Origin of the sequence: Polymorphobacter sp. PAMC 29334 (assembly GCF_019431245.1) — a bacterium.
Classification (GTDB): Bacteria; Pseudomonadota; Alphaproteobacteria; order Sphingomonadales; family Sphingomonadaceae; genus Polymorphobacter_B; species Polymorphobacter_B megasporae.
This window is the reverse complement of the sequence record NZ_CP080242.1, coordinates 105,916-131,269: the sequence shown is the minus strand read 5'-3', so window position 1 is coordinate 131,269 and position 25,354 is coordinate 105,916. Positions and strand designations below refer to the sequence as shown.

Here is a 25,354-nt window from a genome sequence, read left to right as displayed (position 1 = left end):
CCGGCTTGTGGCCAAACTTGGTTCTGCAGACGCCCAGTGAGTAAGATAGCTGGCAGGTTGGAGCGATCGGAAATGATCCAACCTGCCAGTCTTGAATCAGGCAGTAACCGCTGTGGAGCGACGCCGTGTGGCAGCGCCGACCATGCCGAAGCCTAGCAGCATCATGGCCCAGGTTGCTGGCTCAGGAACAGCTCCGACTGAAAGGTTGTCGAGTTCAAGAGCCAACTGGCCCGAGCTGAAGCCTACGCGAGTAATCCCGAGATTGCGGTTAAAATCGAGGGTGACGTTACGATTAGTATCTGCTGCACTCTGATCGCCGTTTGCGGGCGGGAACATGCTCCCGGTGATCGTCTGAACGAGAGTGTTTCCGGCGTAGAACGTCAACGTGTTGTAGCTGTCGATCGAACCCCAGTCGGCGTTCAAACGGGTCAATACGCTGCCACCGCCAAGTGCGCCGACGTTGAGGAAGGCGCTGCCCGAAGAACCGGTTCCAGGCACAGCCAGATACTTGGTTTCGTCGCGCACGCCATTGATGACTGGCGCGGCTGCCGTCGCGTCCGTTCCCGACGTGACCTTGTAATTACCGGAAAACCCGGGGGCCGATCCGTTATTGAAGTCGATTAACGTCGTCGACGCGCCTGCTTGCGCGGCCGTGAGTGTGATTGAAGCAACACACGCGGCATAAATAAGACGGTTCATGGCGATGCTATCCCCTTTATGTTTGTCTATCGAGAATAGCATATCTTAACGTCACATGAAATAACGCTAACTTACGTTAACCAATTAAATCAGCACTCGTTCGACCTCGTCGAGGCTCATCTCGTCGGTACGCCGATCGTAGAGCTGGGTTGTTCGCGTCGATGCGTGGTTGGCCATCGCCGCCGCCTTCTCCAGTGTGCCGCCGTTTTTGAGGTAGGCGGTAATCCCCGTCGCCCGAAACGAGTGGTTGCCAATCGCCGTCGCGATGCCTGCGGCGGCCGCCCGACGGCGGACCATGGCAAAGGCGTTGGCCTGCGGCAGCGGTCTCTCGCCTAGTTGTCGGGTTCCCCGGGCCAATGTCCGGAACAATGGACCCTTGCGGTCCTCACGCAGATCGCACCCGTCGAGATATGCGGTCAGGTATTCCTCAAGATTGTGGTGGCACGGCATGTCGTGCCGCTTGCCGCCCTTCTCATGCAGCCGCACCCATAGCCGCCGATTCTGGACGTAGACGTCCTCGACCCGCATCGACAGCGCAGCGCCGATCCGCGCGAACGAATAGACCATCAGCCCAATCAGGGCGCGGTCGCGCAGGCCCGCCGGCGTCGCCACGTCGATCGCATCGAGCAGCTGCCGGGCCTCGGCCGGAGCCAGCATCGGCGTCTTGCCGCGCCGGACACTGTGGCTCGGTCCGCGCACCGAGGCGGCAGGATTGAACGGCACTGCCTGGCCGACCACCAGCCAGTCGAACAGGTGGCGGACGGCTGCCAGGCGCAGTTTGACCGTCGGCGCGCTGCGAACCCGGCCCAGCTCCTCGACATAGCCGGCAACGTGCAGCGGCTGCACCGCGACGATCGACGCGACCCCCCTGCCCTCACACCAGCCCAAAAACTCACCTGTCGCCCGGACATAAGCACGGCGCGTATTCGGGTTGCGGATCATCACGGCGAAGAATTCGAGAAAGCGGGTGCGGGTACGATCGTCAGCCGTGGCGACGAGGGTCGGCAACGCAAACGTCTGCAGTGGAACGATGCGGCTCAGCATAGCGGGACGCTTCGCAAAATCTTGCCGGCGACCATGATCTTGGCGGTACCGGCACCGACGATGATATTGATCCGGCCCGCAGCGGTTTCGATGGTGTCGCCGGGGAAGATGATTTCCAGAACCCGCGCGCCGACAACTGGCGCGTCGTTGTCGTCGATGACGGTGGGAATCGGGGCGATGCAAACACGGTAGGTCATCGGCCCTCACTAGCCCGCACGCTATATGTGATAAAGGACATTGTCATATATATACCTACTCTCGCAGTGACCTTGATCGAGACCAATTGCCGTAACCAATCCGCGCAATGCTATCTGAATCAAAAAGCACGACCACGAGTGAGACAGCGGGCGCAGGTGGTGAAGGTCTTCGTCAACCGGATGCCGGCGTAGACGCCCGAACGGTCGCCGACATGCTCCTGCGCCACGCTGAGCGACCCGAGAATTGCCGACGACAGGTCGTGTCCGATGGTCGCAGTGTAGATCGCGTCGTTCTGGATAGGCAGAACGCGGTCGGTAGTCCAGCGCTGGGTCGTCGTCAGGGCGACGACCCACGGTCCCGCCAGATAGTCGGCAGAAACGCTGACGTAGTTGCGCGCCCGCCCCGCGAAGCCCTCGAAATTATCGCGCCGGGCTGCCTCGACATAGAGGTGAAGCTGCGAATACCGGCCCTCCAGCGTGGCGGCGACGCTGCCGTTGATCGGGATGGCGATGTCGCTGCCAAGCGTCGTCCAGATCTCCCCGCGCTGCGCCTGATAACTCTTCCCGTAGCGGATCACGCTCGCCTGGAAGGTCGCCTGCGCACCATGACCAACCGGCATGTTGAGGACGTCGTAAGTGACCATGACGTTTTCAGGCAGGTGGGTGTTGCCGACCCCGCCGTCGCGGTAATGGACGATGCCTTCGTTGTAGGGCAGGCTTTCGTGGAGGAAGGTCCGGTCGACGAAGAAAACAGAGACCGAAAGCTGCTGCCAGCCGTGGTCCTCGTTGCCGAAGACATGGAGCTTCTCGACCCCGATCATCTCAGTGGGTTCATAGCCGGCCTCGGCTTCTTCGATGAAGTCGGCCGAGAACGGCCCCGGCAGCAGATAATAAGCGCGACCGAAGTTCTGGACGAACTTGCCGACGCGCCACGTATCGTACCGCGCGTACAGCTCGAGCATCTTGCCGCCGACGCGCCGTCCGGCACCTTGGTTGATGTATAAATCGCGATTGGGATCGTCCGCCGGCCGTGGCTTGCGCGCCTTGAACTGGAACAGCCCGTCAAACGACAGCTTGTCGCTGACGTCGACGAGCATTGTCGTATCGAAGCGGAAATAGGGCTGGGGACCCCGGCTCGGTCCGGAAGCGGCACCGAGCCCGGAATATTCGAGGTTCGCCAGTGTCGCTAAGCTTAACTTGGGGAAATCGCCGACCGGCTCGGCACCCATGCCGTCGGGAGGCGGCAGGGCAGAGGCGGCCCCGAGCAGCGTCCCGGAGCCCGGCGTCTGAACCTGCGCCACCACCGGCGAGAAGATCAGCATGGCCGCGACGATGCCGCCCCAACACTCAACCCGCATGCGGTTTCGCGTCCATGCCCGGCATGTCCTTCATCGGTCCCGTTTTGGGATCGAACACCTCGATCTGCGCCATCATACCTTTGTCCTCATGCTCGAGGATATGGCAGTGGTACATGAAGCGGCCGACCATCAACGGGTTAGTGAAAGGGATCCGGATTTTGACCTCTCCGTGGATCGGCACGTCGATCGTATCCTGCAGCCCTTGGAACGGGACAGGCTTGCCGTTGATGCTGAGCACCTCGAAACCCAGCTGATGGATGTGGAAGACGTGGAGCTCCTGCGACGAGTTGCGGATTGTCCATTCCTCGATCGAACCGAGCGGAACCTTGAGATCGACCCGCATCGGATCGAAGGTCTGGTGATTAATGAAGAACAGGCCGGTGACCGGATCCTCGGAGAACACAACGAGCCGGTGCGCCGCGATCCGGTCGCCCGGGACCGGCTTCTGGTCCGGCGCATTGACGACGAGTGGGCCAAGCGGTGCGGGCTCGGGAAGCGCGGGATTGCGCGCGACCACGACCTCCGCCAGCGCCTGGCGCGGAAAGCGGTCTCCCGCCGGACCGGTCGCCGAGCCTGCCTGCATGAGATGGAATGCGCCTGCCGCCGCGGCGGTAACGAGGACGTCGACCCGCTCGCTCGGTCCGACGATAACTTCGTTGACCTCGTGCGGGTGCAGGATGGGACGCGCGTCGCGTCCGACCTCTACCAGCTTCAGGCCTGCGAGCCGCATCCGGTAATAGCCGTTCGCCGTCTGACCGCTGAATCGCCACAGCTGCGTCTCGCCGGGCTGCATCGTCACCAAGGGGTCGACCTGTCCGGCGATCGTGTCGATCATGCCATTGACTGGCTTAGGCACCTTGTTGAGCTTGCCCAAGCCCGACGGCGAGAACTCCTTGAGCGCGAACATTCGCTCGACCAGCGGCTTTGTCGCGGGCACCTCATCCTGAAAGCCTTCGATGACAAGGGTGCCGCTCAGCCCGCCCATCACCTGGTGCTCGGCGAAATCATGGCCGTGGGTGTGGAACCAATAGACGCCGGGCGGATGATTCTTAGGGATCGGGATGATATAGTCCCAGGTCTTGCCCGGTCCGATCATGTACATCGAGTTATCACCGTGCCCTTGCGGCGACACCTCGAGGCCATGGAAATGGACGTTGGTGACCTGCGGCAGATTGTTGATGAAGTGCATCTTCAAGATGTCGCCCGGCTTTAAACGCAGGATCGGACCGGCGTAGCTGCCGTTGAAGGTCGATCCGTCAATCGTCCGGTCGCCGAGCGGAACACGCGTCTCCGCGGCGACGATCGTCACAGCGAGCACGCCATTGGCACTACGATATTCCAGCGGCGGACGCAGCGGCTCGGAACGGTTCTCGGAAACCGAAGTCAGGCCCCGTGCTATTGTCGGCGCCGGGTCGACAAACGGCAAGCCCAACAAGATGATCGCGGCACTGCCAAGCGCGACACGGACCACAGCTCGTAACCGAAGCTTCCACAATTGGTTCATCGCCATCCTTAAATCGCCAGCTGGTATAACATCTGCTATCTCCCCCGCCAGCGACCTGCGATAGCAAACTGGCTCATCCGATCTTCTTTTATTTGATCTCCGCTCAAACCAATTTAGCGCCATGGGGCCGTGTGTGGACGGCTCTCGGTTGGCAAGGGCTTTCTTGAGCTTCTGCACTTTCGTTGGTCGGTGCGGCCATGTGTTCGACCTGTAGTGCGGCCTTATCATGTGCCGCTGGCCATAATGCCATTCGCGCGTCTCAGGTCCCGATCGTTTGCTCGCACTCGAACGTGCCACGGCCCCACTGGGATTTCCTGATCCGGCGGTATCGACCGGCTTGGTGCATTAACTGGTGTCCGCCCTTCCCAACTTCATCGGCGCTTCGGTGCGCGCCTATTCCCGCGTCCTTATGCTCATGCCGCGACGGCCGCGACGACGGGATCGCGGTAGCGCTCGCCGTTAGTCATCGGCGCCCAGATCATGCGCGCCATCTTCTTGGCCAACGCGACGGCGGCAACCTCCTTCAATCGTCGCGCCAACAGCTGCAGCACCCACGGTCGCCGGGTGCCATGTCGCTCGGCGGTACGGATCACCGCCATCGACCCGACCACCAGCATCTGGCGCAGGTAGCTGTTGCCTGCCTTCGTGATCCCGCCCAGCCGCTCCTTGCCGCCGCTCGAGTTCTGCTTCGGGACGAGCCCGATCCACGCCGCAAGGTTGCGGCCGCTCTTGAACACGGCCGGGTCGCCAACCGCGGCGACGAATGCGCTGGCGATCACCCGGCCGACGCCGGGAATCTCCATCAGTCGGCGGCCGACCTCGGTCTCGCGCGCGCTCTCCCGGATGCGGCGGTCGTTGTCGAGGATCTGCGCCTTCACCACCGCCAGCTGCGCCGCCAGCATCTCGAGGCACAGCCGCGCGTCGGGCGGGACGCGCGCATCGCTCTGGTCGGCGAGCACCGCCAGGAGCTGCTCGATCCCGCCGCGCCCTATCGCCGCGACAATGCCGAACTCCGACAGATGCGCTCGCATCGCGTTCGACACCTGCGTCCGCTGGCGGCTCAGCATCAGTCGCACCCGATGGAGCATCATTACGCTCTGCTGCTCGGGTGTCTTGACCGCGACGAAGCGCATCGTCGGCCTTGTCACCGCCTCGCAGATCGCTTCGGCATCGGCCGCATCGTTCTTGCCGCGCTTGACATACGGCTTCACGTACTGCGCCGGCATCAGCTTCACGTCATGCCCCCGCGCAATCAGCTCGCGCGCCCAGTAATGCGAGCTGCTGCACGCCTCGATCCCGATCACGCACGGTGCCAGCTTCTCGAAGAACCCCAGCATCCGACCTCGCGTCAGGCGCTGGCGAACAACCACCTGCCCTGCCCCATCGACCCCATGCACCTGGAACACCGACTTCGCGATATCTAGCCCGATCGTCATTACAACTGCCTTCGTCATCATTGCTCTCCTTCCGGCTCAACCCGCGACTTATACCGCAGGTTGGGTAGGAGAGCCGTCCACCGCATCATTTGCCGCCTGACCGCTTCCGGAAGTGTAATTGGGAAAAGCTGACCTTCGCCGACGCACGAGCCAGCTGGCAGCTCCCGACCCCTTTGGCGACGTGAGTCTTGCCGTACGAGGTACCCGAAAGCGGTCTTTTCTCAGCATCATTTGGGCGATTACTATTTGGAACAACGCGATGGTCCGGTTTAAACAATGCCACGACGTCGATGTGGACAAGCCGATCGACTGGCTTGTGCGAGGTCACATCGTCGCAAACATTCCCGCCGCAGCAAGTGCCATCAAAGCGGTCGCGACCCAGCCAAGGAGCCTTTGAACTGGGGGTAGACTGAAGTTGCCCATGACGTCGCGCCGGGTTGCGAGCAGAAGCATCATAACCATGATTGGCACACCGACCACGCCGTTGATGACCGCGGTCCAAAACAACGCCTTGATCGGATCCAGAGGTGTGAAGTTTAGCAGCGCCCCGATCGCCGTCGCCGCGGCGATGATTGCGTAAAAGCCCTTGGCACGACCGATCTTGCGCGCCAGCCCGACGTGTATGCCCGCGGTCTCCCCAATCGCGTACGCCGCCGAACTTGCGAGCACCGGCACGGCGAGTAAACCGGTGCCGACCACGCCGAGGGCGAAGACGATGAACGCATACTGCCCAGCGATCGGCCGAAGCGCTTGCGCGGCCTGTGCCGATGTCTGGATATTGGTGATTCCATGGGTGTTCAGCGTCGCCGCCGTCGTGACGATGATAAACAGCGCAATTAGGTTAGAAATCCCCATACCGAGATAGGTATCCCAGCGGATGCGCCCAAACTCGGCCGTTGCCTGCTCGGGGGCACGGACAAGCGGGCGCGCATCGTCGCGCACCTGGGTCTCCTCAACCTCTTCCTCAGCTTGCCAGAAGAAAAGATAAGGGGAGATCGTCGTGCCTAGAATGGCGACGACAACGGTCAGCGCATTCTTGTCGATCGCAAGGTGCGGGATGACGAGGCTGCGCATGACGGTCGGCCAAGGCACGGCGACCGCGAAAGCGACCCCGACGTAGGCGAACAGCGAAAGTGTCAGCCATTTTAGCACCGACACGTATCGGGAATAGCTGACGAACATCTCAAGGAGCACAGTGACGACGGCGAACGAGGCAACCCAGAGCAGCTGCGGCCCGCCGACGACCTGTTTGACAGCCGCCGCCATCGCCCCAAGGTCGGCTCCGAGATTGATCGTGTTCGCTATCAGCAACAGGCCGACCAACGCGTAGAGGATCGGGCGGGGGTAATGCTGCTTGAGATTGCCCGCGATGCCGCGCCCGGTGACACGGCCGATCCGCGCGCTCGTTTCCTGAATTGCGCACATCAGTGGCCAGCTGAACAGCATCACCCACGTTAGGCCATAGCCAAACTGCGCCCCGGCTTGCGAATAGGTGGCGATGCCGCTCGGGTCGTCGTCAGATGCCCCTGTGATCAGCCCAGGGCCGAGAACCAAGAGCAATCCCAGTCGTTTAGGCTGCTTACCCGCACCGGGAGAATTGTCGGCGGCGGGCTCGTTCGCATCGGTCATGGTCGCCCTTCTTACTCGCTTCCGGCAGAGCCATCGCGTACGTATTGACGGCTAAATGTAATGCGATGAGAGACCACTGCCGACAATAGGCGGGTCCGTTCAGGTAGCAATGTTGTCCAGCCTGCTAAAGCTCTGGAAATATCACAGAGCGTGCTTCAGTCCTTCCCGAAGCGCCGCAATGTTATTAACTTGGTATTCGCCGATGCTGAGAGTTCCGAAGGAGCCAGATGAATCGATGGATGGTCGGGACGTGCCAATCATATGCGTGGGAGGTTCGGCGGGCGGCTTGGACGCCTACAAGCTTCTGCTCGAAAACTTCCCGATCGACCTCGGAGCGGCGATTGTAATCGTGAACCACCTCAGGACCGTGTCGACGCTACTCCATGAGCTTCTTCCGTACCACACGCGCATGCCGGTCGACCTGATCGTCGAGGGGCTCGATATTCGTCCCAACCACGTTTTCATCTGTGAATAGGCGTCGAAGCGGGACCCGCCTGTTCCGCTTCGTAACCCCTTGACGTCACACTGAAAAGGCCATTAACAGGGGGTCCCGATCGGCGCCGATCATGACCCCCTCTGCGGGAAGAGGAAGCAAAGATTACAATCACTTGCCTTGAACCTAGCGGGGTCCGGCTTCGACGCCTTTCCACACCAAATGCTGTCGGTGTAACATAATTGGGCAAGATTAGGCGGACTGGCAGTCGCAACTAGCCATAGACCCGACTACCTCACCACATTTGATTGCCGTCATGGGGCCGGTAACTGCCTGGCAGCTTTCGGGCGTGGTACGCAGGATAGCTGCCGTTCGCATAGTTGCGGTTCCGATAGCGGCTAGCGACCCCGTGTCGGTCATCACCGAGCCCGAATGCCAATAGCAGACGCCGACCATGTCGAGCGGGGTTCTCACCTTCGCAGAGCCGCATCGACGGGTAGCGTGGCGCAGGTTTTAAAACCAACCGGTTTTGACATCAGCACTCTGGCTACACTTCTTCCTTCAATCCCGCGCGGATCAACAGCCAGTTAACGGGATAGCTAGTGCAGAACCCCGCCAACATCGAGAGCTGCATCGCGAACCATAACTCGGGGGTATTCACCGCTGCGATGCCGCCAAAAGCGTTCGAATACCATCCGAACTGGATAGCGGCCATCAGCCCGTACATGCCGATCTGCCACGCGCTGATTGACGCGATATCGGCCTTCACCGCAGCTACGATACCCTCACCCAAGCCAAGGCCTCTCATTGGTGCGATCGTAAAATACTGGAAGACGATGCCGATCCCGAAAGCGAGAATGAAGTCGGGTATCCAGACCGCAAACGTCTTCTCGGCAAAGATGCTGTGCCAACCAAACCATACCGCGATCGATGGGATTGCGAACGCTGCCCACTCCGCGATGATGTCCCCAAGCGTGCAGCCCGCGCCGCAATGGCTCGACCCTTTGGCCACCATGACCGGGAACGGCGGTTTCGCCTCGTCATTTTGGTTTTCGGTCGTTGCGCGTCCCCAGATATAATAGCCTGCTGTCCATAGGAGGCTACCGAACAGCGCGGTCAACGGCCATACCAGATTCATAATCCACATTTTCTGTGGGCGTCGCGCCTCATCGAGCGCGATCGTGATCGCACACACTGCGCCTACCGCTAGCGAGATGATCGCGAGCGTATGAAGCCAAGCTGGAAACGTCGCGAACATCATTGCATGGACTGGCTTATCGGAACGGCTGCCGGGTGTAGCTTTCCGTCTGCGAATACGTTCCCGGGGGTCGCGATCATTGCGGCGAACCGGCCGTGGCCCATTCCGCCGCCCTCCTGTTTATCCATTTCCCGGTCTCCCTATTTGTGCGCCATATCTTTCATCATCGCATCGTGATCTTCGGGTGCGCTGGCGACGGTCGCCTTGTATTGTGCAGGCGTCATACCCGGGAGTTTTCGGACGAACGCGACCATATCCCAGATCAGCGGGTCGGGATGGGTGCTACCCCATGCCGGCATCGCGCTCAGCTTGACGCCGTGCTTGATGATCCAGAATTGCTGGGCGGGGGTGAGGTCTTGAGCCGTCGCCAGCTCGGGGGCTTGCGGGTAAAGTCCTTGGCTCATTTCGGACTTCTCAACGCCTGGGCCCAAATGGCATCCCGAACACATTTCGGCGTAGAGGCCGGCACCGGTCGATATCCGCTGCGCGGAAGCAAGATCGGCCGGAGGCGCGATCCCGCGTGCATGGGCCTGGATTGACCGATCGCGAAGGTTTTCCAACAGCGCGTAAACAGCCGGTGTGTGGGGCTCGTCCGCCGCAATATTATAAACGCCAAAGTAGATAAACGCAGCTGCGCCAAGCGCCAAGATCCCGGCCAGCGAGCCGACAAAGGGTAAGCTGGGCAGGTGCCGCCTCAAGTCACTTCGATTCATGCTGCACCTCCTTGATCCCCCGGCTTATCAAAACCAAAACCTCACGCCGGCAACGAAGCTCGTCGTCTGCGGCTTCTTGCCTTCGGCACGAGTGAAGTTGGCGGTGCGCCCGGTCTGCGCGAGGTAAGACACGCCGACATAGGGGGCGAACTGCCGGCGCAGCTCGTATCGAAGCCGCAGTCCTAACTCGGCGTCGGTCAGCCCTGCGCCAAGCCGGTTCTCGGGCACGTCCTGCGCCGCCAGGTTCAGCTCGACCCGAGGTTGCAGGATCAGCCGCTGGGTGATGCGCTGATCGTAATAGCCTTCAAGACGGCCGAGCAAATCGCCCTTGTTCGACAGGAACAGCGCGCCGTTGACCTCGAACATATAGGGCGCGAGGCCCTCGAACCCGACCGTCGCATAGGTGCGGGTCGGCGAGGGCTGAAAGTCATGGCGGACGCCAGCCTGAAGGTTGAAATACGGCCCGACCGCGCGACTGTAGAGCGCCTGCACCTCGGCGTTTTCGACGCCCTGTCGGAAAGCGCCGTCACCCTCGGTTTTGAGCCACAAGCGGTTCATGTCGCCGCCAAACCACGCCTCGCCATCCCAGCGATAGCCGTCGTGGCCCTGCCGCGCCTGAAACTCCGCGAGATTGAACATCACCTGGTAGAAATTCTGGCCGCCCTCCTGCCGCATCAGCGCCGCGCGCCCGTGCTCCATATTGTCGTTCGGAAAGAACCGATCGGCATAATGATCCGTGGGCGGCGCGGGTGCGGGCGCGTTTCCGGCAGGAAGCGCGGTGCCGGTCTGCTCCACACCGGGCATCGCCATCCCGGCCATCCCCGCCATGCCCTGCATGTCGTGGCCGCCATGCTGATCGTCCGGCATCTTCATGCCGGACATCGGCTGCATCCCTGCCATCGGCTGTTGCGCGCCGGGTGCCTGTGGGGGCGTTCTGGCGGGCATGTCCATCCCGGGCATCGCCGAATGGTCCACCCCGTTCATGCCGGCCATCGGTGCGGCCGAGCGCGGCGCTTTGCGCTTCGCGGAGACGTGGCTCGCCTTGCCGGGTCGCTTATTCTTTGGCGTTGCGACGGCGGGCTTCTGCTTGGCCGGCATCGTCATCCCGGGCATATTCATGCCCTGCATCGACTGCGCTGCTACAGGAGCCGCGATCATAAGCATGGCGGTCCCCGCCAGCATGGAAGTAAGGCGCTTCACGCCGCCTCTCCACGCGGGCGGACACTGACGGTCCGCATCATCCCTGCGTGCATGTGGTAGAGCAGATGACAGTGGAACGCCCAATCGCCGACGGCATTGGCGGTCAGATCCCACGTCACCTTGCTGCCCGGCTGCACGATGACGGTGTGCTTTCGCGGCGCGTGGTCACCGTGCCCCGTTACGAGTTCGAAGAAGTGCCCGTGCAGGTGGATCGGGTGTCCCATCATCGTGTCGTTGATGAGCGTCACGCGTACGCGCTCGCCCTCGAGGAACGCGAAGGGCTCCATCGTCTCGGACATCTTCACGCCGTCGAACGACCACATGAAGCGCTCCATGTTGCCGGTCAGGTGGATGTCGAGACTGCGTGCGGGTGCGCGGACGTCGGGGTTACGGTCGAGCGCCATCAAATCGCGGTACACGAGCACCTTATGCCCGACATTCTCCAGTCCCTGACCCGGGTCGCCGGTCCGGTCCACGGGCATCGGCGACATTGTCTGTACGCCCGGTCCCTTCTTCACCTCGGGCGCATTCGAGAAGTCGCGCATCTTCATCGAGCCCATGTCCATCGCGCCGTTGCCGCCTTGCTGGGACATATCCATGCCGGCCATGCCTCCGGCGCTGCCGCCGACCGCCATCGCGCCGTGGTTCATGGCCGCGTGGTCCATGCCGGGCATTGCGCTACCGCCCGACGTCATGCTGCTCACAGCCATCGCGCCCGCAGCCGTACCGGCGCCGAAGGTGGTAAGTTTGGCCGAAGGATTCTTCTCGGCCGTAGGGTCGGGGCCGCGCATCTGGCCGCCCGACATATCCATGCCGCCCATCGACGACATATCCATGCCCATGTCCTTCATCGTCGCAAGTGGGCGCGGCCGAAGTGCTGGAACCTCGGCCGCCATGCCCGCGCGCGGGGCAAGCGTCGCGCGCGCCAGGCCCGATCGGTCGATGGCTTCGCCCACAAGCGTATAGGCGCGGTCGTCGTTCGGAGTAACGATCGCGTCGTATGTTTCAGCGACGCCGATCTGGAACTCGTCGACCTCGACGGGCATAACATTTTGCCCGTCCGCCTGAACGATGGTGAGTTTGAGGCCGGGGATGCGGACGTTGAAGGTCGTCATCGACGACGCATTGATGACGCGCAGCCGCACGCGCTGCCGGGGGGTGAACAGCGCCGTCCAGTTGTCGCGCGGGCCATGCCCGTTGACGAGGTAGGTGTAGGCGGGGCCGGTCGCGTCCGAGATGTCGGTCGGGGACATCCGCATCTTGCCCCACTGAATTCGATCCTTAAGCCGCTGATCCGCACCGGCAAGAAGGCCCACCAACGTCTGCTGCTGATAGCTGAAGTGGCCAGGATCGACTTTCATGTCGCGGAAGATGGCTTCGGGGCTGAGCTGGCTGTGGTCGGACAGCACGATAACGTGCTCGCGATCGAACTGAACCGGATCAACACCGGCCGGATCGATCACGATCGGGCCGTAATGCCCAAGCTGCTCCTGAAGCCCCGAATGGCTGTGATACCAGTACGTGCCGTTCTGCTTGATCGGAAATTCATAGACGAACGTCGAGCGGGGCTTGATGCCCGGGAACGACACACCCGGCACGCCGTCGAACTGTGTCGGAACGAGCAACCCATGCCAGTGGATTGAGCTGTCCTCGTCAAGATCGTTGATAACGCTGAGGCGCACGTTATGCCCCTCGCGCAACCGGATCAGCGGAGCTGGCACAGTGCCGTTGATGCCGATCGCCTTGGACGGGCGACCGTCGATCATCATCGTCTGGCGCGCGATCCGCAGCGTGATGTCGTTACCGGTGACGGTCGGGCGCGGGGTCGTCATCCCTACCGAATTGGTCTGCGCCCAGGCCGGCATGTAAGCCGATAGCGCGAGTCCGCCTCCCGCTAGGGCGGCTCCGCGCAGCATCTGACGGCGGTCGATTATGCGGCTCATACGATCCTCAAGGCTCTCAAACGGGAGTGTCCCTCTAGCCTTCATACGCGGCCCGCCGCGCTAGCCCTCAAACTCGGCTCAATTGTTCCAACAGCTTCGCGCGGGCACGATACAAGCGGGTTTCTACCGCCTTCTCGCTGATCGATAGAACGGCCGCGGTCTCGGCCTGGCTCAGCCCTTCGATCGTTCTGAGGACCAACGGCTCCTTCAGATTGTGGGGCAGGCGGGAAATGGCGCGTGTGACGCGGTCCAGCTCCTGCCGATCGCCGGCTACATCGTCGATCGCTCCCCTGTCGTCCGCGACCGCCTCGGCCTCCATGCCGAGCGGGATTGCGAAAGACAGAAAGCGGCGCACTGTCCGCTTCCTGCCCCAATCACGGCATTTGTTGATCGCGATCGTCGATAGCCATGCGCGCATCGAACGGTCACCGTGATAGCGGGGTAGCGCCTGATGGGCGGCGACGAATGTCTCCTGCACCAGGTCGAGCGCCTCGTCGGCGTCGCCACAACAGGCCCGGACCGTGCGAAAGATCGATTGGCGATGCCGACGCATGATCTCGGCAAAGGCGGCTTGCCTGCCGGCGATGCTGAGTGTCGCAAGCTCCCCCTCGGATAGCGTCGTCCAGTCGAGTCTCACCGCGCGTCGTCAGTAAGCGCCTTGACCACCGCCTGATCGAACTTCCCGGTCTGGTTAGGCCGGAGAAGCTGTCGCATTGCAAATATGTGCGCGAGCGTCGCCTTTTGTAGCTCGCCCATGACGGCGTGGCTCTGATCGACCGCGGCGGCGACACGCGGGCCGTTGCCGTGCTCGGCCTCGATCGCCTCCGCGAGCTTGGCATTGTCAGCTCTCAACTCGAGCTCGAGTGCGCGCCGTCGCACCGCGAACCGCTGTTCCAGCACTTGCAGACGCGCTTCCTGTTCTGCGTCCAGCGCCAGCTTGTGATGCAGCACGTCGTGGAGTGCCGCGCCGGGCGGCACGGGGGCGGGAAGAAGCGCGCGGCCGACGAACACACCACCGATGGCGGCGATGAAGCACGCGATCACGCACAACGTCAGACGCGCGTGCCCGCTCATGGCGCCCCGATGAGCAAGTTCGATGGTGCGAGCGGTGACACTGGCCCCAACGGCGAAAGGACCGATACAGCACGGGCCTCGCGTGCGGGAAAGCCCGCCCCGAATATGCCCATGACTAGCGCCGCAGCGATCGTCATTGCGCCGACGCCCATGCCGGCGCGCACAGCGGGTCGAGCGGCGATGCGCGCCAACACCCTGGCTTCTACTCCGTCGAGGCTCGCGGGCATGGGTTCATTCGCCAGCCTCTTCAATACTTTGTCGAGGTCGTCCATATCGTTCACTCCTCCTCTCTAGCATAGGTTACGCGAGGGCGGCTCCTACCCCTCAGCATGGATTGCAATGAAGGGTAGGCAAAAGAAGTGAGCGGTCGTGCTGATCCGACTTCGTGAGGGTTAACCGCCTGCGCCGCGTAGATTCCGATAGTTGACCATCGCAGCGGATAGGCCTTGACCCTGACATGATGTCAGACCCTACATGCTTTTGGGTCGAAGGAGTTTCATGTCATGAACGACCCTCAATCCGGATCCGAAGCAAAGGGCTGCGGCTGTTCGGCAAAGCCAGCGGAGGAGGCAGCTGTCGCGCCCTCGTCCTGCTGCTCTGACAACCCCGTGACGACCGAACAAACCAGCAAAACAGGCGGTTGCTGCTCTGGCGGCAAGGCCGCCGAGAGCGCGGCGACGGTTACGGACCCGGTGTGCGGGATGGCGGTCGATCCGGCGAAAACGGCACATCATGCCGAGCACGCCGGCCAAACCTATCATTTTTGCAGCGCCGGTTGCCTAACCAAGTTTGTCGCGAACCCTAATGCCTATCTCGGCGACAAGCCGACGCCTGAGCCAACGAGGACAACGGGGGCTATCTGGACATGTCCCATGCACCCGCAAATCCGTCAGGAGGGACCTGGGACGTGCCCGATTTGCGGCATGGCGCTCGAACCGGAAGAACCGTCGCTCGACGATGGCCCCAATCCTGAGCTGGTCGATTTCACGCGCCGTCTGTGGGTGGCGGGTGTGCTCGCCGTGCCGCTGCTGGCGATTTCGATGGTCGCCGAGATGCTCGGCATCCATGTCGTCAGTCCTGCCTCATCACCTTGGATACAGCTCGCGCTCAGCGCTCCGATCGTGCTGTGGGCGGGCTTGCCCTTTTTCGAGCGGGGATGGACCTCACTTCGTACCCGCCATCTCAATATGTTCACGCTGATCTCGATCGGGGTCGGGGCCGCCTTCGTCTACAGCCTAGTCGCTACAGTCGCGCCTGGCATCTTTCCCCCGACCTTCCGAATGCACGGGGGGGTGGTCCCGGTTTATTACGAGGCGGCCGGGGTGGTGGTGGCGCTGGTGCTGCTGGGCCAAGTCCTTGAATTGCGTGCTAGGGCGGCGACCGGGCGCGCGATCCGCGCCCTGATGGATCTTGCCCCCAAGACGGCGCGCCGGTTGCGATCGGACGGGTTCGAGGAAGAAGTCAGCCTTGCCGACGTGGCGGCCGGTGATCGACTGCGCGTTCGCCCTGGCGATGCGATCCCCGTCGATGGCGTGGTAGTCGAGGGACGCTCCTCGGTCGACGAATCCATGCTCACCGGAGAGCCCGCGCCCGTCCTCAAGGAGGTCGAGGCGGCCGTCACCGGGGGAACGGTCAACGGCACGGGAAGCCTTGTCATGGAAGCACGCGCAGTCGGCTCGGATACGATGCTCGCGCGCATCGTCCGTATGGTCGCGGACGCGCAGCGCAGCCGTGCGCCAATACAGGCGGTCGCCGATCGAGTGTCGGGCTGGTTCGTGCCGCTGGTCGTGCTAATTTCGATCGCCACATTCGTGGTGTGGTCGCTGGTCGGCCCGGAACCGCGCATGGGCCATGCGCTGCTCAATGCCATTGCCGTGCTGGTCATCGCCTGCCCCTGCGCGCTGGGTCTCGCAACTCCGATGTCGATCATGGTCGGGACTGGCCGCGGCGCTCAGGCCGGCGTGCTGGTCAAGAATGCCGAAGCCCTACAGGGGCTCGAAAAGGTCGATACGCTCGTCATCGACAAGACGGGCACGCTCACGGAAGGCAAGCCGTCGCTGATCGCGATAGAGACGGTCGGCGCTGTCGAGGAAAACGACATGCTCGCCCTCGCTGCCGCGGTTGAAGGGCAATCCGAGCATCCGCTCGCCCACGCGATTGTCGTTGCCGCCAAGGAACGTAAATTGCAGCTCGGGACGGTTGCCGATTTCATCTCGCAGACCGGGTTGGGGGTCAGCGCTACGATTGGCGGCCGTTCGGTCGTGATCGGGAACGCCGCGCAGATGAGCCGGATCGGCGCTGATCCCAAGCCCCTCGATGCCGCTGCTGATCGACATCGTAGCAACGGTGCGGGCGTCATCCTGGTGGCGATCGATGGCGCTCTTGCCGGCCTGCTCGCGGTCGCCGATCCCGTGCGCGCCAACGCCAGGGAGGCAATCGCCGCACTCCGCCAGCAGGGGCTTCGCGTCATCATGCTGACTGGTGACAATCAGGCGACCGCGGATGCGGTCGCTCGCGCCGTCGGCGGTCTCGACGACGTTCGCGCCGGCCTGCGCCCGGAAGACAAGGCGCGTATCATCGGCGAATTGAGGGCGAGCGGTGCCAAGGTCGCGATGGCGGGCGACGGGATCAACGACGCTCCCGCCCTTGCCGCCGCCGATGTTGGTCTGGCGATGGGCACTGGAACGGACGTGGCGATCGAAAGCGCCGGCATAACGCTCACGCGCGGCGATCTCTCGGCGATCGTGCGCGCGCGCAAGCTCGCACACGCTACGATGCGGAATATCCGCCAGAACCTGTTTTTCTCGTTCCTGTTCAACGGCATCGGCGTGCCTGTCGCGGCCGGTGTGCTCTACCCCGTGGCGGGCATTCTGCTCTCGCCGATGTTGGCCGGCGCGGCGATGGCGCTCTCGTCCCTTACAGTGGTCCTCAACGCATTGCGGTTGAACACGGTGAAGCTATGAACATCGGCGCGGCGTCAGACGCCAGCGGCGTCTCGCAACGCATGATCCGCCACTATGAGAAAATCGGTTTGGTGCCCGCGCCGCCCCGGCGCGGGAGCTACCGAGACTATTCGGATGCCGACGTTCATCGGCTGCGCTTTATCGCCAACGCACGCGACCTCGGGTTTCCGATCGAGGAAATTCGCACACTGCTGGGACTTTGGTCGGATCGCGCGAGGTCGAGCGCCGAGGTAAAGGCCTTGGCGCAATCGCGCGCCGCCGAACTAGGCCGCAAGGTCCTCGTCTTGGAAGCCATGCGCCGATCACTGAGTGAACTTGCCCAGTCCTGTCAGGGGGATGATCGCCCCGATTGCCCTATCATCAAACATCTGGCCGAATAGCTTCTACGGCTTAGAGCTACTCGACCGCCTTGAGGGTAGAACCGAAACGGTTGTGACACCGAGCGAAGGCCGACTTTCGACCAGGCCGTCCCGAAACCCTCTGGGCCGCTTCTCACCCAAATCCGGCACTTGCCGTACGGGCACTGCCCGCCACCTCGGGGGCCGATCGCTGCATGTCGGCTTTTGGGTAACCGGATGCGATTAGCGGACGTTCCTCAAGTAGCCCTTCGATCTGTAAGCCGGTCACGCAATAGCGACCAGCGGCGCTTTTGCCTTCGCTTTACAGCGATCGCGAGCGCTTTTCTGGGCCCGACCAGCACAAGCAGTTTCTTGGCTCGGGTGACGGCGGTGTAGATCAGCTCGCGCCCGAGCATCGTGTACACCTGCATCGTCAGGGGCAGGACAACGACCGGGTACTCCGAGCCTTGCGACTTGTGGATGGTGGTCGCGTAGGCGAGCTGCAGGGCGTCGAGCTCGCCAAAATCAAACACGGTCTCGGTTGTGCCAAACCGCGCGGTCAGTTCGCTCTCGCTGTGGTCGACCCGAACGACGACGCCGAGGTCGCCGTTGTAAAGATCGCGCTCGCGGTCGTTGATGATGTGCATGACCTTGTCGCCCGGACCGTAGCGGTGGCCGTACTTCTCGATCGCCTGATCGGTCGGGGGGTTGAGGCGGGCTTGCAGCAGGGCATTGAGGGCCCGGGCGCCGGCACCGCCGCGCTGCATCGGGCTGAGGACCTGAATGTCGCGCACGGGGTCGAACCCGAACCGCCGCGGGATATGCCTGGCGACAAGATCGACCACCTTATCGGCGACCTCGCCAGGATCGTCGGCCTCGACGTAGAAAAAATCGCCCTCGTCTCGCGCCGTCAGGTCGGGCATGACCCCGTCGTTGATGCGGTGGGCGTTGATGATGATCCGGCTCGACGCCGCTTGGCGGAACACCTTGGTCAGCCGGACCACCGGGACCGCGCCGCTGGCGATGATGTCCTTGAGCACCTGTCCCGGCCCGACCGAGGGGAGCTGATCGACGTCACCGACGAGGAGCAGCGCCGCCTCGGAGGGGAGCGCCTTGAGCAGAGCATTCATCAGCGGCACGTCGACCATGCTGGTCTCGTCGACGACCAGCAGCTGACACGTCAGGGGATTATCCGCGTTACGTTTGAACCCGCCCTCCTTGGGATCGGTCTCGAGCAAACGATGCAAGGTCATGCCGTCCATTCCCGTCGATTCCGACAGCCGCTTGGCCGCGCGACCCGTCGGAGCGGCCAAGGCGATCTCGACCTTCTTCGCCGCGAGCACTTTGAGGATCGAGTTGACGAGGGTGGTCTTGCCGACCCCCGGTCCGCCGGTGATGACACAGATCTTAGTGTCTGACCCGAAATTAAGTTGGGTGATATCAATCGGTTGCGCTTGACGCGCAGGCAGCATGTTGATTCCGAGGTTTTGCGAAGAACCAGAAGGATCAACGATGTGGACTGCTACCACCCGTGCCCAGCATGCCCGTAAGGGACCGGGCTTGCCAAGCGATTTGACCGACGCGGAATGGGCGGTGCTGGAGCCATTGCTGCCAGCGGCCTCGACTGTTGGTCGTCCGCGCGAATGGCCGATGCGGCGGATCGTCGATGCCATGCTGTATCTGCTGCGCGGCGGGCTGCCGTGGCGGATGCTGCCGCCGGGTTTCCCGCCGGCGACGACGGTGCAGCGCTATTTCTACGCCTGGCGCGATGACGGCGTGTGGCAGACGATCAACCACTATCTGCTGATGGCGATCCGCGAGGCAGAAGGCCGCGAAGCCAGTCCGAGTGCCGGCGTGATCGATAGCCAGAGTGTGAAGACCACCGAGAGCGGCGGCGTTCGTGGCTATGACGCCGGCAAGAAGATCAAGGGGAGGAAGCGCCACATCCTGACCGACACGTGCGGCTACCTCGTCCACGCCGTCGTCCATGGTGCCGACATCCAGGACCGCGATGGCGCGCCGCTTGTACTGGCCGATGTCATCACCCGCTTCCCCTGGTTACGACATGTCTTTGCCGACGGCGGATATGCCGGCGACAAGCTGCGGGGTGCCCTCACGGCCATCGGTAACTGGACAATCGAGATCATCAAGCGGTCCGACGCCGCCAAGGGCTTCCACATCCTGCCGAGGCGCTGGGTCGTCGAGCGTACATTTGCTTGGCTCGGCCGCAATCGACGCCTCGCCAAGGACTTTGAGAACACCATCGAAAGCGCCACCACCTGGCTCTTCATGGCATCGGTCCAGCTCATCACCCGGAAACTCGTAACCTCATGTAATTATGCAGGATAATTATGAGTCAGACTCTTAGCTCGACTTTGTACGTTTATGTGGCGAAGCAGAGTGCCTCTGCCATACGCACAAGGCGCGATGCTGGGATATTGTGGATTTCCCGGTCGGACGGGGAGCGTTGATTAATGTCGCCGACCCACAGCGCCATGCGCACGGCGCCGATGGCATCGCTGAACGTGAGACTGGTTTTTTGATACCAGGCGGCAGCGTACGGGGTGGATTTGCTGTTGAGCAATTCGCCGGCCCATAGGGTGACGAGGCTGTAAAGGCCAAGGAGCGCCGGCGTCGTTCGAGCGATGGCGTTATCGGACCATTGTCGCTGTGTCTCGACGCCAAGGTGGGCGCGGGTTTCGGCAAAGGTGACCTCGATCTGCCAGCGGCGGACGAACAGGGCGATGATCTGTGCCGCATCGAAGCTCACGTCCGTGCTGAAGAAGGCTTGGGGTGCGCGCCGGTTATCGGGATCGCGCACCAGCACCCATCGCACTGGCAGTACCGGCGTCCCGGGACGATACCACAGCGCAGTGCCGGTGGTGATGTCGAGGGCTTTGCCTTCAGCCTGACCGTACCAGGCGGAGACAATGATCCTGCTCCACACTGTTGCCGGATCACTGAGCAGGGATTTGAGCTTGGGCAGCGCCTTTCCCTTTTGTGCTGGACGGCCTGGGGTATTGCCTGTCCGCGCGGGCGGCGGCGCGAACAGGCTGGCGTCGAGCCTCAGCCGGCTGATCAGGGTTGCCCGTCGGGTGATGGCGTGGGCTAGTTCGTGCACAGCAAAGCTGCTGTCCCCGACGAAGATGATGCGCCTGTCGGGCAGCCAGCGGCACAGTTGCAGCGCGCCCTGCCGGGCCCAATCGGTCAGCACCTTGTGACGTCGTCCGGCCTGCAGATCGGCGCGTTCGGATGGCGCCAACAAGGTCAAGACCGGCAGGGCTTTCATCAAGCGTGTCCACGGCACTGGGGTAAGCACCATGAAGCTGAGCCAGCGCAAGCCGCTCGCCTTGACGAAGTGGCCATGGCTAGAGCGCACTGGATCCCGGTAAATGCCCCGGGCGCTGATCTTGCGCCCCCAGCGGCGTTCGATCGTATCGTCAAGTCCCACAACAATGGGCCCGTCGGGAACAAGATGCCCGATCACCATCGCGAGGATGTGTTTGGCAACGGCGCGCGGGCACCAGCGCGCGCGACTGAGGATCTGGTGGTAACTTGCGAAGTTGGCGGCTTCGGCGCGCCCGGTCATCCGCAGGCAGGAGGTAACGGTTCGCTTGCCGGTGGCCAGCAACGCCCCCATGGCCAATACCAGCAGGTGTTCCCAGCTCGGAGCGGTAAAGCATTGGCGTAGAGGGCCCAGCCAGTCGCGCAGGATTTGCGGAACGGGGTCGCCAATAGCGGGTCTGGGATGGTGCAGCATCCCCTGCTTCGAATCCCGCTGCAAACTGGTTGCAATGCAAGTGCGCTGCGGCGGATTGACTCGGGCAACGCTTGCACAGCACCGGCTATGACTGACCCATGGACAGGAACGACATCGCGGCCCGCATCGAGGCGTTTGACGCTGCCAGTGGCGGCGGCGTGGGTTGGTATCAGGACAAAGGTGCCTTCTGCCTCTATCTCCTGACAACCGAAGCCCCGATCGCCCGCTTGAAGCCGACCGGTAACGGCGACGACGTCCGGATCAACTACTGGTCACACCGGCGCAAATGGGAGGACATCGACGACATGGGCGGATGCGTTCTGCCCATCGATCAGGCCCTCGATCATATCGCTAACAATGGCCTGTTCTGGACCTGGACCTGACCAAAAATCGTACAAAGTCGAGCTTAGACAGCACGGCGAGACGCAGCGCGTCGGCCTGCCCGGCCGACAGGGCTAGCCCGGTCTTCTGCTCGACCCAGGGTACCGCCCTGCCCGCGTCGATCGCTGACCACGGCAGGCGGCCAGTCTGCAGGCGGAGCAGGCGGTCGGCGATACTCTGCTCGGCGCGGTAGAGCCCGGCGAGGAAAATAACTTCGCAGCCGTCGGTCGTTCCGGCGACCACCTCACCAGCGATGAGCTCAGCCGCCACCGCTGCTTCGATCAGCTGCGCCGGAATATCGAGCAACTCCGCGCCCGAGATCGTCAGCTCCTTCCGAGGCAAGCCACAGTGGCCGGCGTCCATCGCCGTGGTCAGCGCATGCGCAACGCCGGCCCGGACACGGCGGGGATCATCCTTGGCGTAGCCGAGGCTGCTCGCGATCGCATCGGCGGTCTTGAAGCCGATGCCCACGATATCGCGGGCGAGGCGATACGGATCGGCCTTGATCGTTGTAATCGCCGCTTCGCCGTAGGTCTTGTGGATTCGCACCGCGCGCGCCGAGCTGACGCCGTGACCGTAAAGCCAGACGATGATCTCGCGGATCGCGCGCTGATCGCTCCACCCCCGGATGATTTTCGCCTCGCGCCCGGGGCCAATGCCGGTCACCTCTCGCAGCCGGGTGGGATCGCGCTCGATGATGTCGAACACGTCCTGGCCAAACGCCGTCACCAGCTTCTTGGCGTAGACCGGGCCGATGCCCTTAATCATTCCCGAGCCGAGGTACTTCTCGAGCCCTTCCAACGTCGTCGGGACGGTTGTCCGGATTGTCTCCGCCTTGAACTGGAGCCCGTGTTGGCGGTCGTTGATCCAGATGCCCGTCGCCTCGACGTGCTCACCGGCGCCGATCGCGGCGGCATGCCCGACCATGGTCACGAGGTCGCGCTGTCCGCGGGCCTTGACCCGGAGAACGCAGTAGCCGGTCTCGATGCTGTGGAAGGTAATGCGTTCGACCGCACCCGCCAGCTGCTCAAGCACCCCACGCTGGCGATAAGCTGAAGCAGGGGGCGAAGCGGGCACAAGTCTGATATGGCGCGAATCGCCCCGATGCAAAGACAGCTGATCGATATGGTGCGATGGGACTGCGAGTAGCTCTTGCCGCCCGCGTGCGCGTCCCGGCCGGAGCTGAGATCATCCGCGTCGAGCGGCTATCGCGTGCATTCATCAAATATCACCTCAACAACGGTCAGACGCTTCATCACTTCCGGCGTGAGGAACCGCGCGCCAATCCGCATGATCACCCATGGGTCTTTGAAACCGAGATTCTGGCTGGCGGCTATGTTGAGGAGGTATTCCACGCCCTGCCGGGTGGCGGCTGGAATAGCGAACTGGTGCACCGCGCACCCGGAACTGTCCACCAAATCGAAGCCCGACATATCCACCGCATCGTTGCGCTACCTGCCGGCGACTGCTGGACCCTTGTCAGGGCAGGACCGTCTGAACGTAGCGTGCGTTTCTGGAAATTCGGTGCCGCGATAAAATCGCGAGCCCATAATCGACGGCGATTTATCGAACATCGCAGATAGGAGTGGTTCCCTTCATGCGCCACCAAAATCGGGCCGCAAGCGGGAAGGTTACTGCGCACACGTCCGAACCACCCAGCGCAAAGCCAAGTCAAAATGATGCAGCACGCAACGCTAGCAGCAGGGCATTTCCGGTGGACGACGCCGGGCCCCTCTTGCTGCCGATCCCGATGATGAATGGAGTTATCGCCTTTCGTTTGCGATTGCCGAAAGGGCATCAACGACAGCGTCAGACACATCGATAAAGGCGCTTGCCAGCCGCTCCGACCGGGTCGCCGCCGACCGCTCGAATGGCACTCTTACCGGCTGCGCCGGATCAAGCGGCCGCGTTGCCCGCATGCTGTCGGCATACGCGGCGGCGCGATCCGCAAAGTCACCGGTAGGGTCTATCAGGGCCGGATTCACTACGAGCATGAAGAAGCCGCAGTCGCGCAAACCCGCAGGAGCAGCGGCTGCCCCGCACATCATGCCCAACAATTGCACGACCATGGCCAGGCCCGAGCCTTTGTGCCCGCCCCAGACGCCGACGGCACCACCACCCAGTGCTGCTGCCGGCTCGCCAGTTGGCGCGCCGCTGGCGTCAAAGGCCACACCCTCATTAAGTTGACGGCCCTCACGCATGGCAAGGATGACTTCGCCGAGCATGATACCCGATGTGCCGATATCCCAGATGATAGGGGTGCCCGTCGTTGGAAAACCAAAGGCAATCGGATTGGTGCCGAAGCGTCCCTCAGTGCCCCCGGCGGGCGCGACGAACGCGGCGCCGCTGCCGGCAATCATCCCGACAAAGCCAGCTTTGGTGACCTGCTCGAGATAATAAGAGAACATGCCCGTGTACCAGGTTTCGTTGGCGCCGACGATTGCCATGCCGCTGGCGCGCGCCTTGCCGATCGCGAGGTCGGTAACGCGCTGGGCAACCAGATAGCCGACCTGATCGCCACCATCGACATTGGCCGAGATCGGCGTCTCCTGGACCACCGAAATCGCCTTGGCGCTCAACCCATATTGCTTGACCCGATCGGCGATCGACAGGGCGCGCGCCAGCCCGCCGAACGACAGGCCGCGCAGTTCGCAATCGATCAGGTGATCGGCGATGATCACAGCGTCATCCGGTGCATGACCAATTGCGGTCATCGCCTGAACGCAGAGGGCGTTAGCCTCTTCAATGGCGAGGCGCGTCACTGACGCCAGGCCCCGTCGGCCTGCTCGCCGATGCCGGCGTCGGCCAGCTTCGCTTCGAGCTCGGCCTTGCCGAGAGGCACGCAATATGCGGGACGCGCCCGCTCGAACCGCCAGCCCTCGCTCAGCGGCCCGGCATCGACGACATCGTAACCCAGGCTGTGGAACAGCGCCGCCACGGCAGATTTCGCCTCGAGATCGTCTCCGGCGATCGGCAGGGCACGCCTGTCCGCAGCGCCGGCGGCCCGCGCATCCTTCTCGATGTCGCGCTCGAGGATGGCGTTCCAGGCTTTCACCACCTTGGCGCCGGCCAGATGCTGCTGGACCATGCCGCTGGTCGTCGCCGAACCATCGTCAAGGGCGGGTACGGGATCGTCCCGGCCCGGATAATAGTTGCAGGCGTCCATGACGATCTTACCCTCAAACAGGGCCGGATCGAGATCGGCGACGGCGTAAAACGGGATCGCCAGCAGCACGACATCGCCGAACGCCACCGCATCCGCGACCGTGCCGACCGCCGCTTTCACCGCGACCATGGTGCTGGTGAGCGAGCGCGGTCCGCGCGAGTTGCTGAGCATCGCCTGATGGCCGTTGTCGACGGCGAGCTTGGCAACCGCGCGGCCAATGAAGCCAGCGCCAACGCATCCGATTTTCATTGTGATTCT

Annotated in this window: 23 protein-coding genes and 2 pseudogenes; 5 read left to right on the top strand and 20 right to left on the bottom strand. The window is 62.8% G+C overall.

Going from position 1 to position 25,354, the window contains the following annotated elements; genetic code table 11:
- Nucleotides 1-96: 96 nt before the first annotated feature.
- The 7 genes from KZX46_RS00640 to KZX46_RS00610 form a co-directional block, all read right to left on the bottom strand.
- Nucleotides 97-699, bottom strand: a complete 603-nt coding sequence (locus KZX46_RS00640) for a PEPxxWA-CTERM sorting domain-containing protein (RefSeq protein WP_219774060.1) — start codon at nucleotides 697-699, stop codon at nucleotides 97-99.
- 84 nt (nucleotides 700-783) lie between these two features.
- Nucleotides 784-1,743, bottom strand: coding sequence for a tyrosine-type recombinase/integrase (locus KZX46_RS00635; protein ID WP_370647431.1), 960 nt, complete (start codon nucleotides 1,741-1,743; stop codon nucleotides 784-786).
- Nucleotides 1,737-1,940: a hypothetical protein gene (locus KZX46_RS00630; protein WP_219774059.1), complete on the bottom strand. Its 204-nt coding sequence runs from the start codon at nucleotides 1,938-1,940 to the stop codon at nucleotides 1,737-1,739. The genes KZX46_RS00635 and KZX46_RS00630 overlap by 7 nt, the downstream gene beginning before the upstream one ends.
- A 119-nt stretch (nucleotides 1,941-2,059) precedes the next feature.
- A complete protein-coding gene (locus tag KZX46_RS00625) occupies nucleotides 2,060-3,298 on the bottom strand; it encodes a hypothetical protein (protein WP_219774058.1) in 1,239 nt (412 codons plus the stop codon).
- Nucleotides 3,288-4,979, bottom strand: coding sequence for a multicopper oxidase family protein (locus KZX46_RS00620; RefSeq protein ID WP_219774057.1), 1,692 nt, complete (start codon nucleotides 4,977-4,979; stop codon nucleotides 3,288-3,290). Before KZX46_RS00620 ends, KZX46_RS00625 begins: the two co-directional genes overlap by 11 nt.
- A gap of 236 nt (nucleotides 4,980-5,215) precedes the next feature.
- Nucleotides 5,216-6,256 carry an IS110 family transposase gene (locus KZX46_RS00615; RefSeq protein WP_219774056.1) on the bottom strand — a complete coding sequence of 347 codons (1,041 nt, stop codon included), beginning with the start codon at nucleotides 6,254-6,256 and terminating at the stop codon, nucleotides 5,216-5,218.
- Nucleotides 6,257-6,562: 306 nt separating this feature from the next.
- Nucleotides 6,563-7,867 (bottom strand): NRAMP family divalent metal transporter, encoded by a 1,305-nt coding sequence (locus KZX46_RS00610; RefSeq protein ID WP_219774055.1) that lies wholly within the window; start codon nucleotides 7,865-7,867, stop codon nucleotides 6,563-6,565.
- A gap of 235 nt (nucleotides 7,868-8,102) precedes the next feature.
- Between KZX46_RS00610 and KZX46_RS00605 the strand changes: the two are divergent.
- A pseudogene (locus KZX46_RS00605) lies at nucleotides 8,103-8,333 on the top strand (chemotaxis protein CheB); the annotation flags it as partial.
- Between the two features lie 514 nt (nucleotides 8,334-8,847).
- On the opposite strand, the gene KZX46_RS00600 reads toward KZX46_RS00605, so the two are convergent.
- The 7 genes from KZX46_RS00600 to KZX46_RS00570 form a co-directional block, all read right to left on the bottom strand.
- Entirely contained in the window at nucleotides 8,848-9,561 is a 714-nt protein-coding gene (locus KZX46_RS00600) for a DUF4396 domain-containing protein (protein ID WP_219774054.1), read from the bottom strand.
- Nucleotides 9,562-9,698: 137 nt separating this feature from the next.
- A complete protein-coding gene (locus tag KZX46_RS00595; protein ID WP_219774053.1) occupies nucleotides 9,699-10,271 on the bottom strand; it encodes a cytochrome c in 573 nt (190 codons plus the stop codon).
- Nucleotides 10,272-10,298: 27 nt separating this feature from the next.
- Nucleotides 10,299-11,471: a copper resistance protein B gene (locus tag KZX46_RS00590; RefSeq protein WP_370647430.1), complete on the bottom strand. Its 1,173-nt coding sequence runs from the start codon at nucleotides 11,469-11,471 to the stop codon at nucleotides 10,299-10,301.
- A complete protein-coding gene (locus KZX46_RS00585) occupies nucleotides 11,468-13,414 on the bottom strand; it encodes a copper resistance system multicopper oxidase (RefSeq protein WP_219774052.1) in 1,947 nt (648 codons plus the stop codon). The genes KZX46_RS00590 and KZX46_RS00585 overlap by 4 nt, the downstream gene beginning before the upstream one ends.
- A 67-nt stretch (nucleotides 13,415-13,481) precedes the next feature.
- Nucleotides 13,482-14,051, bottom strand: a complete 570-nt coding sequence (locus KZX46_RS00580; protein ID WP_219774051.1) for an RNA polymerase sigma factor — start codon at nucleotides 14,049-14,051, stop codon at nucleotides 13,482-13,484.
- Entirely contained in the window at nucleotides 14,048-14,488 is a 441-nt protein-coding gene (locus KZX46_RS00575) for a periplasmic heavy metal sensor (RefSeq protein WP_219774050.1), read from the bottom strand. The genes KZX46_RS00580 and KZX46_RS00575 overlap by 4 nt, the downstream gene beginning before the upstream one ends.
- Entirely contained in the window at nucleotides 14,485-14,760 is a 276-nt protein-coding gene (locus tag KZX46_RS00570; protein ID WP_219774049.1) for a hypothetical protein, read from the bottom strand. The genes KZX46_RS00575 and KZX46_RS00570 overlap by 4 nt, the downstream gene beginning before the upstream one ends.
- Before the next feature lie 231 nt (nucleotides 14,761-14,991).
- Between KZX46_RS00570 and KZX46_RS00565 the strand changes: the two genes are divergently transcribed.
- Both KZX46_RS00565 and cueR read left to right on the top strand, forming a co-directional pair.
- Nucleotides 14,992-17,451, top strand: coding sequence for a heavy metal translocating P-type ATPase (locus KZX46_RS00565; RefSeq protein WP_370647429.1), 2,460 nt, complete (start codon nucleotides 14,992-14,994; stop codon nucleotides 17,449-17,451).
- Nucleotides 17,448-17,831, top strand: a complete 384-nt coding sequence (gene cueR / locus KZX46_RS00560) for a Cu(I)-responsive transcriptional regulator (protein WP_219774048.1) — start codon at nucleotides 17,448-17,450, stop codon at nucleotides 17,829-17,831. The genes KZX46_RS00565 and cueR overlap by 4 nt, the downstream gene beginning before the upstream one ends.
- A 215-nt stretch (nucleotides 17,832-18,046) precedes the next feature.
- Here the strand turns inward: cueR and KZX46_RS00555 are convergent.
- A pseudogene (locus KZX46_RS00555) lies at nucleotides 18,047-19,201 on the bottom strand (ATP-dependent RecD-like DNA helicase); the annotation flags it as partial.
- Between the two features lie 100 nt (nucleotides 19,202-19,301).
- Between KZX46_RS00555 and KZX46_RS00550 the strand changes: the two are divergent.
- Nucleotides 19,302-20,138 (top strand): IS5 family transposase, encoded by an 837-nt coding sequence (locus tag KZX46_RS00550; RefSeq protein ID WP_219774046.1) that lies wholly within the window; start codon nucleotides 19,302-19,304, stop codon nucleotides 20,136-20,138.
- Between the two features lie 34 nt (nucleotides 20,139-20,172).
- On the opposite strand, the gene KZX46_RS00545 is transcribed toward KZX46_RS00550, so the two are convergent.
- The gene (locus KZX46_RS00545) at nucleotides 20,173-21,549 is read right to left on the bottom strand and encodes a transposase (RefSeq protein WP_219773826.1); all 1,377 of its coding nucleotides are present in this window, start codon (nucleotides 21,547-21,549) and stop codon (nucleotides 20,173-20,175) included.
- Nucleotides 21,550-21,647: 98 nt separating this feature from the next.
- On the opposite strand from KZX46_RS00545, the gene KZX46_RS00540 reads away from it, so the two are divergent.
- Entirely contained in the window at nucleotides 21,648-21,932 is a 285-nt protein-coding gene (locus KZX46_RS00540) for a hypothetical protein (protein ID WP_219773769.1), read from the top strand.
- Here KZX46_RS00540 and KZX46_RS00535 read toward each other — a convergent pair.
- From KZX46_RS00535 to KZX46_RS00520, 4 genes are all read right to left on the bottom strand, one after another.
- Entirely contained in the window at nucleotides 21,901-22,965 is a 1,065-nt protein-coding gene (locus tag KZX46_RS00535; RefSeq protein WP_370647428.1) for a helix-hairpin-helix domain-containing protein, read from the bottom strand. The genes KZX46_RS00540 and KZX46_RS00535 overlap by 32 nt on opposite strands.
- A 170-nt stretch (nucleotides 22,966-23,135) precedes the next feature.
- On the bottom strand, nucleotides 23,136-23,363 hold the full coding sequence (locus KZX46_RS00530; protein WP_219774044.1) for a hypothetical protein: 228 nt from the start codon (nucleotides 23,361-23,363) through the stop codon (nucleotides 23,136-23,138).
- A 330-nt stretch (nucleotides 23,364-23,693) separates the two neighbouring features.
- The gene (locus KZX46_RS00525; RefSeq protein ID WP_219774043.1) at nucleotides 23,694-24,692 is read right to left on the bottom strand and encodes an Ldh family oxidoreductase; all 999 of its coding nucleotides are present in this window, start codon (nucleotides 24,690-24,692) and stop codon (nucleotides 23,694-23,696) included.
- Complete coding sequence (locus KZX46_RS00520) at nucleotides 24,689-25,345, bottom strand: NADPH-dependent F420 reductase (RefSeq protein WP_219774042.1); 657 nt, start codon at nucleotides 25,343-25,345, stop codon at nucleotides 24,689-24,691. The genes KZX46_RS00525 and KZX46_RS00520 overlap by 4 nt, the downstream gene beginning before the upstream one ends.
- Between the last annotated feature and the right edge of the window lie 9 nt (nucleotides 25,346-25,354).